We start from the raw sequence: 14114 nt of genomic DNA, 5'->3' as shown, positions 1-14114 counted from the left end.
TTGGTTCTCGTCATCGTTAGACATTGCCATTACATCGGCCATCGTGTTCACGCCGGCTTTCGTGCTGTTCAGGTCTTGATCGTCGGAGCTTTTGGACTCTGCCCATGCGCCTGCATTGGCTTTTGCATTCAATGATGATTGGTTCTCTTCATCGTTTGACATTGCCATTACGTCTGTCATCGTGTTCACGCCGGCTTTCGTGCTGTCCATGTGTTGATCGTCGGAGCTTTTGGACTCTGCCCATGCGTCTGCATCTGCTTTTGCATCCAATGAAGATTGGTTGTCTTCATCGCTGGACCTCGCTTTCACATCGGCCATCGTGTTCACGCCGGCTTTCGTGCTGTTCATGTCTTGATCGTCGGAGCTTTTGGACTCTGCCCATGCGTCTGCATCTGCTTTTGCATTCAATGATGATTGGTTGTCATTATCTTTTGATTGTGCTTGTACCCCTGCCATTGTGTTGGCTGAGATGGACGATTGATCACGGCGATCACCTTCGTTTTTCACAGCGGCATTTACATCATTCTTAACCCCTGCTTGGATGGATCCGCTTCTATCATCGTCATTATTTTGAGCTTTCACTTGAGTGTTTGTTTTTACATTCGCCATCGAATTGGATGAATCATGATCGCCCATTAATGAGATGTTCGCGGATAAATCATTGACAATCCCCAGGGAGGAATGGTTTTCAGCGGCAAAGCTCGCTTGACCTCCTAGTAAAAATCCAGCTGCTAAACTTCCAGTAATCGTTAATGTTTTCAATACGTTTGTTGGTTTCAAGATAATCTCTCCTTCTTCTTTTTTAGTTTTTATTTAAACGTTTAAAGAAGAAGAAGATTTCGGTGGCTGTGCGGGTGGTGCATTCAACCACTGATCATAGTAATTTTTAGACTTGTCCAATTGCGGATTTGAGTAGTGGACATCTATATCGACATCCGATCCCAAAATAGCCGCAAATGAAACCGTCTGTGCACTTCCTGATGACGGTGCACTGCCAGTTGCACTTCCGCCTTGGCTGTTCGTCGGTACGATCGCCTGGACGGACGTACTCCTGCTATTGTTGTTCTGTTTCGAAGGCATAGGTGCTGCAGGATCATCCATTTTTGATAATCTATGCGTATTTGCACTATTTTTCCCACTTGTCTGCTGCCATTTCTCATCCATAAGAGGTTTTGATAAAAGGTGCTCTCGGTACTTCACCGCATGCTCCTTCTTTCCGATTTCCTGTTCGGATGTTTCAACCGCAGCATTTTTATCCCCAACATCTGCGCTGACTTCATTATTCCCTGTGTCAGCTTCTGCTTTTACTTCTATTGCAGACTGATCGGTTTTTTTGTTAATAACTTTGTGGATAGTTTCATCAACGGTATCCGTTACTTCTTTTACCGGCTTTGCAACTGTTTTTGATACAGGTTCTGCAACAGTCTTTGTCACCGAACCCACCGTTTTCACAACGCTCTTCACCGGCTGGGTCACAGTATCAACATTTTTCGTCACTTGTTTCACAGGCTGCTTTGTCAGCTGTTCGACAGGCTTTTCGACAGCTTTGGTAACATTTCCAATCGTCTTAGTTGTGTTTTCCACCGTCTTAGTGACGCTTTCCACTGGCTTAGCTGCTTTGTCCACAGGCTCTGTCAATTTTCCAGCTGTATCAGCGATATGATCGACAGTCTGTGAAGCAGCTTGTACCAATGATGGATGATCAGCTTTCTTTTGATCGCTTTCCTTTGCATTCTGCTCATCCCCACTTTGCTGTTTATCCGGGGCAGGCACTTTTTCTTCTACGGCTGAAACGGTTTTTGCCACCGTCCCCACTGTGTCAGAGAGCACCCCTCCTTTGGCTGATGCCATGGATGGAGATGCCATAATGCCAAGGAAAAGGAGCGAATATGCCAATTTTAGTCGCAATTCTTCCTTCACCTCCTTTCAAAAGTAGATTTGGATGGAACTTATTCCGTTTTATGCTTAGTAAACGATCCTACATTTAATTTGGATCACTCTTTTTTTAAAATAGTAATAAATTCCTATAAAATGGACTTTGTTGGAAAAAGTTTTCAAATATTTATTCCGGTTTGCCCCTTTAGTCCATTTCCTATAGATGTTACAATGTCTAACCGTTGGAGCTTTAAAAGTATTGCTCTTCCTTATACGTTTAGCTAGAAGATTCCATTAATATTTTTTTGAAAGGGTGTTGTATATGTACGCTGGAAGCAAAGGCTGGTACGTGGAAGAATTGAAAAAACGAGGAGTTCGTTGGCATGCGGAGCGTAAAGTCGAACTCTATAAAAAGCACTATTTAGCTAATTTACTTGAGAAGTATGCTCGCTAATTCCTATTTTTACTATTGCCGTGCCGAAGTGGCTTTGTTAAAATACTAAAATACTAATCAACTTCATACCGTTTCCTTATATATCTATGGTGATATGGTCCATAAGTCTCTACCTAGCTGCCGTAAATGGCTAGACTATAAGGAAAGTCAGATGATTTCATCACACACTACCATCGTGTGCCCCGGCTTTCTTTATACCTGAGTCGGGGTGCACGATTTTTTTATTTGATTTTTTGAGAGGTCTGACTTCAGAGGACGTACCATAGACATCATCAACGGAATTGGTTTTGAAAAAAACATCAGGGGGTTCTTATGACATTTTTACTTGGTTTTCTCTCATTGATTGGCGTACTTTTCATCGGCTGGCTTTTGAGCAGCAACCGCTCCTCCATTCCATGGAGAACGATCATCGTCGGCATGGTGCTCGAAGGTTTATTCGTCTTATTCGTCCTTAAAGTTTCCATCGGGAAAATATTTTTGAAAAAAGCTGCGCTTGGCGTTCAAAAAGTCATCGACTTCAGCAACGAAGGGATTCAGTTTGTATTTGGCGGCTTCTACGATAAAGGCACTCATATTACATTTGTATTTGCAATCAATGTATTGGCCGTCATCATTTTCATCTCTGCACTTATTTCAGTTTTATATTATTTGCGGGTCATCCCGGTCTTCGTCAAGGCAGTCGGTGTCACATTGGGCAAGCTGCTTGGCACGACGAAAGTGGAAACGTTCAATGCTGTCGGCAACTCGTTCTTGGGGATCGTCGAAGCACCGCTATTGGTCAAGCCTTACTTGAGGCATTTGACGCGTTCTGAAACATTTGCTGTCATGGTCGGCGGAACTGCTTCTGCTAGCGGCGCGATCCTTGTCGGATACTCGTTGATGGGAATCGATATGAAATATTTGCTTTTATCTGTCTTCAGCGTTCCGCTCATTTCCTTGATCATGTCCAAAATCATGGAGCCTGAAACAGAGGAATCCACGACAAATGACAATATCGAAATGGCAAAAACAAAGCACACAAACGTCTTTGAAGCGATTGCAGATGGCGCGATCAATGGCGTCCAGCTTGCAATCAACATCGGTGCCCTCTTGATTGCGTTCATCGGAATCTTGGCGCTTTTGAATGGCCTGCTCGGACTTTTCCATACGAGCATCTCCATGATTCTTGGCTACATCTTCTACCCATTTGCTTTGCTCGTCGGAATTCCGGTTGATGAAGCATTCAAGGCAGCGTCCATCATCGGAACGAAGATGTCCGTCAATGAATTTGTGGCTTACGGTAAATTGACAAATATCGCGGATCAGCTTTCACCGAAAACTGTGGCGATTTTATCGGTTGCGCTTTGCAACTTCGCCAACCTGTCATCAATCGGACAGCTGATTGTCGGCCTTGGATCTTTAGAACCATCCAAGCGCCCACTGGTTTCCAAACTAAGCCTCAAAGCCATCATCGGCGGAACATTGGCCAGCTTCATCACCGCCATCTACGTCGGCATGTTCATCTAATAAAGGTCATTAAAAAGCAGCCCCCCATTATGGTGCCTGTCACCTAATATAGGGGGCTGCTTTCTTTTATATCCGATTCCATCACCTTTTTCGATTTTTCCATCATACTTTCCTTTTATTCCATCAATGTTTGTCTCTTTTCCATCATGTTTCTCGATTTCTCCATCACTATCTTCATTTATTCCATCAATCCAATCCCCCCTCATCATCGAAAGCACAAAAAAACCAGCCCACCCCCGCGGTGCCTGTCACCAAAGGGGGTGGGCTGATCTCCATTCCTTATGCGTTTGTTTTTGCTCTTGTCTGGCCGTGGCGTTCCCAGTCGGTTTCTTTGAGCCAAAGGTTCATGTTTTCGATATCTTTTGAGAAGACTCGGTCTTTTTCGATCGTCGGGACAATCTTCCTTGCTTCATCGAAGAAACCTTTTGTCGCCTTCGCCATTTGATCGACTCCCCTGAATTCGACGCCTTGGAGGGCACAGATCAGTTCGATCGCCAGCACGCGGCGGGCGTTGCCGATAATTTGATGGGCGTGCCGTGCACCGATCGTTCCCATGCTTACATGGTCTTCCTGATTGGCGGATGACGGGATTGAATCGACGCTGGCCGGATGGGCGAGCGTTTTGTTCTCGGATACCAAGGATGCCGCACAGTATTGCATGATCATCGCACCGGACTGCAGGCCTGGCTGCGGACTTAAGAACGGAGGCAAATCATTCAATTGCGGGTTCACGAGCCGTTCGATCCTCCGCTCCGATATATTGGCGAGTTCCGCCACTGCAATCTTCATGAAGTCCATCGCCAGCGCAATCGGCTGTCCATGGAAATTCCCGCCGGAGATGATTTTTTCCCCATCATCGAAGATCAATGGATTATCTGTCGCTGCATTGATTTCGATCTCCAATTTTTCCTTCACATAATCCAAGGCCTGCCACGATGCCCCGTGAACCTGCGGGATGCACCTTAAGGAATACGCGTCCTGTACCCGCAGCTCGCCTTGTCTTGTCGTCAGTCGGCTGTCGCTTAAATAAGCATTGATTCGCTTCGCCACTTCTGTCTGCTGCGTGTAGCCCCTTGCCAGATGGACGTCTTCATCAAAGGCATCCATGATCCCGCGCAAGGCTTCCATCGTGATGGACGCGATCATTTCGCTCTCAAGCGCCAGTTTTTCCGCCTCCAGATAATTGACGACACCGACCGCCGTCATCGCCTGTGTCCCATTGATCAACGCCAATCCTTCCTTCGCCTGGAGCACAATCGGGCAGATCCCTTCCTTGCTCAACGCATGGATGGCAGAAGTGATTTCGCCTTTGTAGAATACCTCTCCTTCCCCCATCAGCACCAAAGCCAGATGGGACAATGGCGCAAGATCCCCGCTTGCCCCTAGCGACCCTTGCTGCGGGATGACGGGATGGATCTCGGCATTGATCAAATCGATCAGCCGTTCAATGATCACCGGTCTCACTCCGGAGAACCCTTTGATCAGCGCATTAGCCCGCAGGAGGACCATCGCCCGTGAAACGACCTCGGGAAAAGGATCGCCTACGCCGCACGCATGGGAATGAATCAGATTTAATTGCAGCTCCTCGACATCTTCCGCTTCGATCAGCACATCGCTGAACTTCCCGAACCCTGTATTGATGCCATACACGACTTTCTTATCGGCCACGATCTTCTCGACGGCCTGCCTGCTTTTTTTCACTTTTTCCATGCTTGCTTCTGTGACAGACACCATGGATTTATCAAATAATACTTTTCCAACCTGTTCCAACGTCAATGAGTTTCCGTTCAACTCGATCATTTCATGCACTCCTCTACTAATTTAGCTGAATAAAGAAAAGGCGCGACCAAACCATTCCTGGTTCAATCGCGCCTTTTGTATAGTGATTCCGAGCTATGAGAGCTCTTAACTAAAATATTCATAGTACCATCGCCCTATATTTTAAATATTCTAAAAATATTGACTCACCTTGATTGTAACCACTTTCATATCATGTGTCAATCAAGTAAAAAAATGGAAAACATCTTCCTGCTCAAAGTAAATCATACTATATAAAGATGAAAGCGGATGCAAGTGCAAATCAGTTTTGCCCCTTACCTAAAAGGGGTATACTATATTATGACAACAAAAGAGAAGGGTGATCTGATGAGACCAAAAAAATTCATGAGGGATACATTAGCAGTGAAGACAAGCCACGTGCTTCCTCCGGACACCAATCACCACGGTACACTATTCGGGGGCAAGCTGATGGCCTATATAGATGATATTGCATCGATCAGTGCCTACCGTATGGCAAGGAATCCCGTCGTTACAGCTTCGACCGATTCCGTCGATTTCCTTGAGCCGATCAAGGTCGGGGATGCAGTGACGCTTGAGGCGATGGTGACATATACCGGCCGAAGCTCCATGGAGGTATTTGTCAAAGTGACATCGGAAAAATTATTGACCGGCGAAAAAGCGATTGCTGCTCTTTCCTTCCTCACATTCGTGGCACTCGACGAAAACGGGAAGCCGGCTCCTGTTCCGGAAATCGTTCCGGAAACACAAGAAGAGCTGTGGTTGAACGAAACGGCGATCAAACGTGCCGAGCATCGGAAAGTACGCAAGGGCGAAAGCCAGGAGCTCGCCAAATTCTTTAAAAGAGCGTGATTGCTTAAAGAGCATACACAAGCCGTCTGGACGACTATATCCAGACGGTTTTTTTATTTGCCCTTTACAGCTGTCAGTCTTTTTCGACTATTTTCCAGCCCCTTTTAAAATTCATTTCCGTGCCGATATATTAAACGACCGCTTAGAACAACTTACATAACCACTCGAGAGGAGATTGACATGTTTAAATACGCATTGCCATTATTCATCATTCTCAGCCTTGTCTTATCAGGCTGTTCTTCCAATACGCTGGCTGAATCGCCAAAGAAAAAGGAATATCATATCGGCATCCTTTTATCGGATACCGGACTCGGGGATGGATCCTTCAACGATTCTGCATTCAGGGGACTTGAAAAAGCACGAGACACCCTCGGCTTCATCTTTGATTATCGCGAAGCACCGGACGGTCACGCAGAAGAAGCATTGGAAGAACTCGTCAAGCAAAAAAATGACTTCATCATCGGCCTCGGTTTTTCTGCACAGGAGCCGCTCGAAGCCGTCGCCAAAAAACATCCAAATCAAAAATTCATCCTGATTGACGGAGTTTCTTCTATGAAAAACATCAAATCGATTACCTTCAAGGAACAGGAAGGCAGCTTTTTGGTTGGGATGATTGCAGGAATGACAACCAAATCAAATACACTCGGATTCATCGGAGGCGCGCAGGTACCCGTCATCGAGAAATTCAAGAACGGCTTCATATCCGGGGTGAAATATGTAAAACCTGACGCAAAAATTTTAGTCGATTATGCCAACGGGTTCAGTGATTCGGATTTCGGCTCGAACCTGGCATCCAAACAAATCGCCGCAGGTGCGGATTTCATCTATCCAGCTGCCGGATTCACTGGCGTCGGATCCATCAAGACCGCTGAAAAGAACGGCGTATACACAGCCGGAGTCGACAGCGACCAGCATTTCATCGCTGAAAAATCAATCGTGACATCCATGATGAAAAATATCGACATTGCCGTCTACAATCTGGCAAAAGATTTAAAGAAAAACGGAAAAATCAGCATGGCGCCGGAAGAACTTGGCCTGGAGCAGGATGGCGTCGGATTAGCGCCGATTACCCTCATTCAGCTGACAAAGGAGCAAGAACAGAAAATCGAGGACGCGAAGAAGAAAATCGTATCCGGCGAAATCACGATCCCAGAAAGCAATTAAGGAGGAAAGAACATGAGTTTACGTATACGACTGAATTTACTTGGCCTCATCCCTTTGGTCCTTGCCATCATCATGGTCTTTTTCATCACGTCGCAAGTCATGCTGATCCAGAGTTCATCAAAGGATGATGTCGCTATCCTTTTGAACGTTGAAAAATTCAGGGGCGACTTGACGAATACAAAGCAGGCCCTGTCAAACTATGCCTTCAACCCTTCCGATGCCAACATGACAGAAGCAAAGGCGAGTTTGACTTCCGTTGGAAAGCAATTGGACGGACTCGGCAAACAGCTGACAGTTGCCAACCAAAAGGAACTATATAAAAAGATCAGCGAAAAATTCAACACATTGAACACGGACGCTTCACAAGCCCTGGAAGCCCAGAACAAGCCAGCCGTCAACAGGCAGGCGATGAGGGTTTCGGGGATCTTGAATGATGTATTTTTATTAAACAAAGAAACGACCTCCTGGTACAATCAAAACCAGGAAAATACACGCAATAAAATTCAATTCATCGTTCTTTGTTCCATTATCGGAAGCATCCTGCTTGTGGTATTGTCACTCGTGCTGTCCTTCATTTTATCCAATCGCATCGTCAAGCCGATCAACCGCATGGTCCGTAATGCCGAACATGTGGCGGATGGCGATCTGACAGTCGAAATAGCAGACTTGAAGCCGCAGTCCAAATACGAAATCGATAAATTGGCCAATGCCTTTTCAATCATGCTGCAAAATTTGAAGTCAACGGTTCAATCGGTTGAAAAAGTCGGAGAAGACGTAAACGAGTTCTCCATCAATTTGACGAAGCAAATGCTGAACTTGACAGAATCGAGCAACCAGGTCGCCGCGTCTACAGAGGAGCTTGCCAAAGGAAGCCAGTCGATTTCCAATGACATTCAGTCAGCTGCATCCTCTATGGCGAATATGAAGGATGACTTCGAAAAGAATGTCAACGACAGCAAGCAGTCCCTTGAATACAGCGACGAAGCGCTGCACTCCGTTGAAAACGGAAAGCAATCATTGAATAACCAGCAGCACCTGACAGAACAAATGGCCAACTCGACATCTAAGATCAGCGAAGCCGTCAAGGACTTTAACCAATATACCGGCCAAATCGAATCAGCTGCACTCTCCGTCCATCAAATCGCCGAACAGACGAATTTACTGGCGCTCAATGCCGCCATCGAGGCAGCACGTGCAGGAGAAGCAGGCAAAGGATTCGCCGTCGTCGCCGAAGAAGTGCGGAAGCTTGCGGAGGATTCCTCCCGAGCCACACAACAAATCACAGAAATGGTCAAAAATATTAAAAACGGCATCTTGAGCGTTGCCGAGGCTACAAACGAAGGATTGGGCATTTCCAACCAACAGGTCGATTCGATGAAAGTCACGGAGCAATCCTTCCAGACGATTTCCTCCGCTGTCAGCTCGATCTTCTCCCAGCTGAACGGACTTGTAGCCCAATTGGAGCATTCCAATGTTAAAAGCAACGAAATCTTGTCCGTTGTTGAAAACATCAGCGCCGTAACCGAAGAAACTGCGGCCGGCACAGAAGAAATCTCAGCCTCCACCGAGGAGCAGATGAGATCATTTGCCCACCTGAACGACATGGTCGAAACACTCCAAAAAATGACCAAAACCATGAAACAAGAATTGGACCGATTCAGCTTATAAGCAAAACGAAAAGGGAACCTGCGGATTTGCAGGTTCCCTTTTTACTTGCCGGAAAACGGCCATCGGGCAGCGGAAATCCACTTTATTTAAGCTTTGACTAAACAGCCATTTGGCAACTAGTAACATAGTCCACAATAACTTCCTTTCAAACATTCAACATAACAGGAATTCTTACCCAACAAACACCACCTCGGGCAGTCCTTTCCTCACCGAAATTCTCTCATTTCAATTTTACAAAACCTTTAAAGTTTCGTAACAAAACTTTCCTCCAACTAAATCAGTAAGCGCTATACCCTCTGCAAAGACTTGATTTATTGCGTTACAAACAAAATATGAGTTTTGTAACAATCCTTGCTTCCATAAACTACTACCTGCCTAACCGACAAAAATCTCCTATAATCTTAAGAAGGATTATAATGTGTCGAATTATAGAAAGTAGGGTGAATACATATGTTCTCAAACTCTGAAATTGGAATCGATTTAGGAACTGCAAACATTTTAGTATATAGCAAAAATAAAGGGATCATTTTAAACGAACCATCCGTTGTGGCCATTGATACCGAAACGAAAAACGTCCTGGCTGTAGGTGCTGAGGCGAAAAGCATGATCGGTAAGACCCCTGGAAAAATCGTAGCGGTCCGTCCACTTAAAGACGGCGTCATTGCCGACTATGATATTACGACTGAAATGCTGAAGCAAATCATGAAGAATGCAGGCAAAAAATTAGGCTTCTCCATCCGCAAGCCAAATGTTGTCGTTTGTACGCCATCCGGTGCTACATCCGTTGAACGACGCGCCATCCATGATGCCGTGAAAAACAGCGGTGCGAAAAACGTCCATCTCATCGAAGAGCCTGTTGCTGCAGCGATCGGCGCAGACCTGCCAGTCGATGAGCCAGTCGCTAACGTTATCGTTGATATCGGCGGCGGAACGACTGAAGTGGCGATCATCTCTTACGGTGGTGTCGTGACTTGCAACACAATCCGCATCGGCGGGGACCAAATGGACGAAGACATCGTGCAATACGTTCGTAAACGATACAACCTCTTGATCGGGGAAAGAACAGCAGAAACGATCAAAATGGAAATCGGCCATGCGCTGATCGAGCATGACGAAATCACAATGGATATCCGCGGCCGTGACTTGGTCACAGGACTTCCAAAAACAATCGAACTTTCATCTACTGAAATTCAATCTGCTTTGAAAGAATCATTGCTTCATATTTTGGAAACGATCCGTGCTACATTGGAAAACTGCCCTCCTGAGCTGAGCGGTGACATCGTCGACCGCGGCGTCATCTTGACTGGCGGCGGTGCACTCCTGAACGGCATGCAAGACTGGCTGAGCAAAGAAATCGTTGTGCCCGTCCACCTTGCTACAAGCCCGCTCGAATCCGTAGCAATCGGAACCGGCCGCTCCTTGACGGTCATCCACAAGCTTCAAAAAGCTGCAAGATAACTAGAATACCTGAAAAATAGATACATCAAAGGCGATGCCCCTGGAGGCATTGCCTTTGTCTTTATTTGTCGATTGGCCGATATATGGACCAGTTAGACCGATAAAATGATCATTTCGGCCGATATATCTATTTTTAGACTGATAAAACAGCGATTTCGACCGATATTTCTATGTTGCTGCCGCATTTCCTGCCAATATACCCCTTACACATTCAGGTGGATGTCCGTTTCCGAGTCCATTTGTTCATCTGTAAACTTCTTCTGCATCTTTTTCATAAAGAAACCGCCCAAGACGCCTAGGATCGCCACATACAGCTCCACCAGCCACAGGTTGTTGAAATATCCCGTCTGAACGAATACGAGTGGAAAATCGACTGCGGCGTGGATGATGATCGCATATAGAACGTAGGCAAACTTCCCTTTTTTTACCCCAAGCAAGACGAGCAGTGAGAAAGCTAATTGCATAAATACCGCAGACAATCGTTCGACGCACGCAAGCAGGTAAAAAGAAACGCCATGGTTCAAAACGCCAGCTTTCAGAGTTTCCAGCGTTTCAGCCGGCATATCTTTTCCGATCGTCGATTCAAGCACTCCTGAGTTGATCATGAAGGCAAAAATGATGTTCGGAACCACGATCATCAACGTCAATAGGATAGCCTCAATCCCACCCCAGCCGATCCCAAATGAAATGCCGGATTTGAATGATCTGAATTTTTTCAAAAGCCATATAAACAAAATGAATCTTCCCATCTCTTCAAAGATCCCTGCTGCAAATCCTCCGTACAAACCGAACCATACGGGGTGATCGGCGTAATCTGGGAATTGTGAAATCACCACGACATGGAGCGCTTTCTCCAGCACTTGTGAAAAGACGAAAAATCCCACTGCCCCAAGGACTAACGCTCTCATCTCAATCCCTATTTTCTTCTTGGCCATGATGATCATTCCGATAAATAGGACAAACGCAAATATTATCGGAACAAACATCGAAATAATGGTTGCTGTACTGACCATGTCAGGATCCCCCCTTGTAATGAGAAACAAGCCAGTTAGAAAGGACTTCGAACCCTTCCTGATGAAAAGGACGTGACGATACGTTTTTATATAGCTTCTTTAATTTGAGTATTTCTTTTTCTTCCTGCTGCACACGCAAACCATGGTCCATATTGTGAATGATATGAAATTCGGAATTACCTTTGACTAATTCCGGCAATTCTTTCAAAATCTCTGTATCGACGTGTGGATCTTTATCGCCATGGATCGCAAATACCGGGAAATCGGCTTTTTGCAGGTCCGGTCTTGGGTCATAGGCGTAATGCTCCTTGAACCATTTGGCTGGCTGTTTGATGAAAAAGTAGGCTCTGTATACATCTTTGCCCGACTTGAACATTTTTTCCATCAGCTTGTTCGCTTTCTTTTCTTCCCGTTCCTCGTTGACCAGCAGTTTTAGCAGTGCTCCCTTGAATCCTCTCCCATTCTTCAATTCAGCGTACGCCAGCTTTCGTTGATGCCTCAAGTATTCATCCAAATTGGCCACACCGCCAGAAATGAGCATCAATCCTTGGATATCCTGCCTTGCCGACAGCGCAGTGCCCAGGATCGTCCCCTCACTGTGTCCAAGGACGATGATTTGATCCGTATCCACGTTCGGGTGATTTTTCAAAAATAAATAGCCGCGCTCGGCATCATCCACTAAATCCCACATTCCAGCAGACACCAATTCGGATGGGCTTTTGCCGCTTCCCCTTTTGTCATATCTCAATACGACAAACCCCAGCTCCGTCATTCTTTCGGCCAATTCACGATACAGGTTGAATTGGAACTTTCCTTTCGGTCCATTGCCATTGCGATCGATCGGGCCAGATCCTGCAATGATCAAAACGGCTGGCCATAGGCGATCTGTCCCTGAAGCAGGAATGGTCAACGTCCCGTATATCGGATGCTCCCCTTCAATATGAATTTCCTCTTCGATAAAATGTTTCATCATCGATATTTCCCCTTTGTCTATAAATCACAAATCATTTTTCTGGAATGATGATTGTGGCAAATTGTCTTGCTACCCGCTCTTCCGACGGTTCATTCTTCATCGCTTCCATCAATAATGAAGCCATCTTCCCGGTGAGCTCCTGAAATTCATCGTCTGATAGGTTCAAGCTAGCCACCCGGTAGCTCACCCCATCCTTGACCAAATCAAAATTCTCCTGATCCAAGTATTTTTCATACTGTCCCATCAAAAAGGCCTGGAACATGATGAACATGCTTAAGTGCTCTTCTTTGGAGAATGACTTCAATTCCTCCTGAGTCTGGATGTTCGGCGATTTAATCGCATATATTCTCTCCACGGTCCCCCGGATTTGATTTTCCTCGACTACCTCGATCATCTCCTCATCAACCAGTGTGTTGAGATGCCGATATAATGAAGCCTGTGATACATCATCGATTCGTTTCGCAATCTGCTGTACATTCATTTTACTTCCATTGGCAAGCAGTTGAATGATCTTGATACGGACTGGATGCATAATGATTTTTGCCTTGGAATTTTTCATTTGTTCTCCCTTCCATTTATGGTTATTATCATTTTTGATTACAATGACTCAAAAAAATATTTTTATTCTCATTTATGATAATAATACATTTTTTAAGAATGTCAATACATATTTATCCAAATATTTTTGGCTGCTTCCCCCTATTCCCAGTTCCTTTATAGTAGAATAAACAAAACAATCTACTGATCTACAAAAAAGGAGTGTCCACCATGAATCCGATTTTGATTGATTTTCCCCATGAATTTTCAACGGAGCGCCTGATCATCCGCATGCCGCTCCCCGGCGATGGAAGAGCCATACACGAGGCAATCGAATCTTCGCAGCCAGAGCTGAAGGCATGGATGCAATTCGCCCAATCCACGCAGTCCGTTGAGGATGTGGAAGCCAATATCCGTGAATCGCACCTCAAATTTTTAAAAAGGGAGGATTTGCGTCTGCTCGTCTTCCTGAAGGAAACGGGCCAGTTCGTTGCATCGACCGGCCTCCACCGAATTGACTGGTCCATTCCAAAATTCGAAATCGGCTACTGGATCGACTCCCGCCACAGCGGAAAAGGGTACATGCTCGAGTCAGTGCAAGGGATTACGAAATTCGCCTTTGACGAGTTGAACGCACGCCGGCTGGAGATCCGCTGCGACCCGAACAATGTCCGAAGCCGAAACATCCCGGAGAAGTTAGGATTCACGCTCGAAGGAATTTTGAAAAATAACATGCGCTCCGCCGATGGCAGCGAGCTGATCGATACGTGCGTCTTTGCTAGAACAAGATGACTTCCCAATCTAAATAGAAAAGCAG

14 protein-coding genes and 1 riboswitch are annotated in these 14114 nt (G+C 45.7%); of the genes, 7 read left to right on the top strand and 7 right to left on the bottom strand.

The window, feature by feature from the left end:
- Together D9X91_RS19040 and D9X91_RS19035 are read right to left on the bottom strand one after the other, a co-directional pair.
- Positions 1-780 (bottom strand): hypothetical protein (locus D9X91_RS19040; RefSeq protein ID WP_148709091.1); only part of this gene is annotated, 780 nt, incomplete at its 3' end.
- A gap of 33 nt (positions 781-813) precedes the next feature.
- Positions 814-1908 (bottom strand): hypothetical protein, encoded by a 1095-nt coding sequence (locus D9X91_RS19035; RefSeq protein WP_121682234.1) that lies wholly within the window; start codon positions 1906-1908, stop codon positions 814-816.
- A gap of 289 nt (positions 1909-2197) precedes the next feature.
- Here D9X91_RS19035 and D9X91_RS19030 point away from each other — a divergent pair, with 289 nt between their 5' ends.
- Positions 2198-2329: a DUF2639 domain-containing protein gene (locus D9X91_RS19030; protein WP_121682233.1), complete on the top strand. Its 132-nt coding sequence runs from the start codon at positions 2198-2200 to the stop codon at positions 2327-2329.
- Positions 2330-2385: 56 nt separating this feature from the next.
- Positions 2386-2487, top strand: a riboswitch (purine riboswitch).
- Positions 2488-2641: 154 nt separating this feature from the next.
- Complete coding sequence (locus tag D9X91_RS19025; protein WP_121682232.1) at positions 2642-3835, top strand: NupC/NupG family nucleoside CNT transporter; 1194 nt, start codon at positions 2642-2644, stop codon at positions 3833-3835.
- Here the strand turns inward: D9X91_RS19025 and D9X91_RS19020 are convergent.
- Positions 3832-4053 carry a hypothetical protein gene (locus tag D9X91_RS19020; RefSeq protein WP_121682231.1) on the bottom strand — a complete coding sequence of 74 codons (222 nt, stop codon included), beginning with the start codon at positions 4051-4053 and terminating at the stop codon, positions 3832-3834. The two genes, D9X91_RS19025 and D9X91_RS19020, sit on opposite strands and share 4 nt — an antisense overlap.
- Positions 4054-4114: 61 nt before the next feature.
- Complete coding sequence (gene hutH, locus D9X91_RS19015; RefSeq protein ID WP_121682230.1) at positions 4115-5635, bottom strand: histidine ammonia-lyase; 1521 nt, start codon at positions 5633-5635, stop codon at positions 4115-4117.
- Positions 5636-5980: 345 nt separating this feature from the next.
- On the opposite strand from hutH, the gene D9X91_RS19010 reads away from it, so the two are divergent.
- The 4 genes from D9X91_RS19010 to mreBH all read left to right on the top strand — a co-directional run bounded on the left by D9X91_RS19010 (position 5981) and on the right by mreBH (position 10774).
- Entirely contained in the window at positions 5981-6484 is a 504-nt protein-coding gene (locus tag D9X91_RS19010) for an acyl-CoA thioesterase (protein WP_121682241.1), read from the top strand.
- 180 nt (positions 6485-6664) lie between these two features.
- The gene (locus D9X91_RS19005; RefSeq protein WP_121682229.1) at positions 6665-7648 is read left to right on the top strand and encodes a BMP family lipoprotein; all 984 of its coding nucleotides are present in this window, start codon (positions 6665-6667) and stop codon (positions 7646-7648) included.
- A 12-nt stretch (positions 7649-7660) separates the two neighbouring features.
- Positions 7661-9316: a methyl-accepting chemotaxis protein gene (locus D9X91_RS19000; protein ID WP_121682228.1), complete on the top strand. Its 1656-nt coding sequence runs from the start codon at positions 7661-7663 to the stop codon at positions 9314-9316.
- Between the two features lie 450 nt (positions 9317-9766).
- Positions 9767-10774: a rod-share determining protein MreBH gene (gene mreBH, locus D9X91_RS18995; protein ID WP_121682227.1), complete on the top strand. Its 1008-nt coding sequence runs from the start codon at positions 9767-9769 to the stop codon at positions 10772-10774.
- 203 nt (positions 10775-10977) lie between these two features.
- Here mreBH and D9X91_RS18990 read toward each other — a convergent pair whose 3' ends face one another.
- From D9X91_RS18990 to D9X91_RS18980, 3 genes are read right to left on the bottom strand one after another with little or no spacing between them, the layout of a single operon-like run.
- A complete protein-coding gene (locus tag D9X91_RS18990) occupies positions 10978-11787 on the bottom strand; it encodes a YhfC family intramembrane metalloprotease (protein ID WP_121682226.1) in 810 nt (269 codons plus the stop codon).
- Position 11788: 1 nt separating this feature from the next.
- Positions 11789-12760: an alpha/beta hydrolase gene (locus D9X91_RS18985; protein WP_233569855.1), complete on the bottom strand. Its 972-nt coding sequence runs from the start codon at positions 12758-12760 to the stop codon at positions 11789-11791.
- Between the two features lie 31 nt (positions 12761-12791).
- Positions 12792-13319 (bottom strand): helix-turn-helix domain-containing protein, encoded by a 528-nt coding sequence (locus tag D9X91_RS18980; protein ID WP_121682225.1) that lies wholly within the window; start codon positions 13317-13319, stop codon positions 12792-12794.
- Positions 13320-13528: 209 nt separating this feature from the next.
- Between D9X91_RS18980 and D9X91_RS18975 the strand changes: the two genes are divergently transcribed.
- Positions 13529-14089: a GNAT family N-acetyltransferase gene (locus tag D9X91_RS18975; RefSeq protein WP_121682224.1), complete on the top strand. Its 561-nt coding sequence runs from the start codon at positions 13529-13531 to the stop codon at positions 14087-14089.
- Positions 14090-14114 lie beyond the last annotated feature (25 nt).

The sequence above is a fragment of the Falsibacillus albus genome, from assembly GCF_003668575.1.
Classification (GTDB): domain Bacteria; phylum Bacillota; class Bacilli; order Bacillales; family DSM-25281; genus Falsibacillus; species Falsibacillus albus.
Note: the sequence above shows the minus strand (reverse complement) of the source record. Positions and strands in the feature narration are given on the sequence as shown.

What these genes read in the sequence shown, in the direction of transcription:
- D9X91_RS19030 (WP_121682233.1), top strand. Translation starts at nt 2,198, where the DNA reads ATGTACGCTGGAAGCAAAGGCTGGTACGTGGAAGAATTGAAAAAACGA.
- D9X91_RS19025 (WP_121682232.1), top strand. Translation starts at nt 2,642, where the DNA reads ATGACATTTTTACTTGGTTTTCTCTCATTGATTGGCGTACTTTTCATC.
- hutH (WP_121682230.1), bottom strand. Translation starts at nt 5,635, where the DNA reads ATGATCGAGTTGAACGGAAACTCATTGACGTTGGAACAGGTTGGAAAA.
- D9X91_RS19010 (WP_121682241.1), top strand. Translation starts at nt 5,981, where the DNA reads ATGAGACCAAAAAAATTCATGAGGGATACATTAGCAGTGAAGACAAGC.
- D9X91_RS19005 (WP_121682229.1), top strand. Translation starts at nt 6,665, where the DNA reads ATGTTTAAATACGCATTGCCATTATTCATCATTCTCAGCCTTGTCTTA.
- D9X91_RS19000 (WP_121682228.1), top strand. Translation starts at nt 7,661, where the DNA reads ATGAGTTTACGTATACGACTGAATTTACTTGGCCTCATCCCTTTGGTC.
- mreBH (WP_121682227.1), top strand. Translation starts at nt 9,767, where the DNA reads ATGTTCTCAAACTCTGAAATTGGAATCGATTTAGGAACTGCAAACATT.
- D9X91_RS18990 (WP_121682226.1), bottom strand. Translation starts at nt 11,787, where the DNA reads ATGGTCAGTACAGCAACCATTATTTCGATGTTTGTTCCGATAATATTT.
- D9X91_RS18985 (WP_233569855.1), bottom strand. Translation starts at nt 12,760, where the DNA reads ATGATGAAACATTTTATCGAAGAGGAAATTCATATTGAAGGGGAGCAT.
- D9X91_RS18980 (WP_121682225.1), bottom strand. Translation starts at nt 13,319, where the DNA reads ATGAAAAATTCCAAGGCAAAAATCATTATGCATCCAGTCCGTATCAAG.
- D9X91_RS18975 (WP_121682224.1), top strand. Translation starts at nt 13,529, where the DNA reads ATGAATCCGATTTTGATTGATTTTCCCCATGAATTTTCAACGGAGCGC.